The 426-nt window shown below is 43.0% G+C and carries 1 pseudogene; it reads right to left on the bottom strand.

Features of this window, described 5'->3' with window-relative positions:
* Positions 1–426, bottom strand: a pseudogene (locus JHD69_RS20465) (peptide-binding protein); the annotation flags it as partial.

Raw genomic sequence — 426 nt, 5'->3', positions numbered from 1 at the left:
ATCCATGATCACAGCGGAAACGATTGTTACGGATGATGGTTTGCTTTTGAGCGTCTAATAAAAACAATTCGGGGTGCATAGCCACTAAGCTATCTATGTAGTCGAGGTTAGATGTCCAATACCTGTCCCGTCCCCATGAGTTGAAAGCGCCATGGTCACCTGTTTCCAATACGGTATTGAAAACATCATTGTACTCAATGATATGGCCTCCAAAAGCGCCATCTCCAATATTGATGCCTGCTCGAGGTGTGTTGTAGATGGTGTTGTAGCTTACAGTTATCTGCGAGGCCATTTCAATTTCTACACCAGTTGCTTGTTTTTCGATGCGGCCAAGATCATGTAACAGATTATCGGTTACTATGCACTGTTGCGGATAATTATTGGTAAGTGGACCGGGGGTCTTATCTAATTTATCATAGGATACAT

This window comes from Pedobacter sp. ASV12 (assembly GCF_016429155.1).
Lineage (GTDB): Bacteria > Bacteroidota > Bacteroidia > Sphingobacteriales > Sphingobacteriaceae > Pedobacter.
The sequence above is the reverse complement of the archived record's forward strand: the minus strand, read 5'-3'. Positions and strand labels throughout refer to the sequence as shown.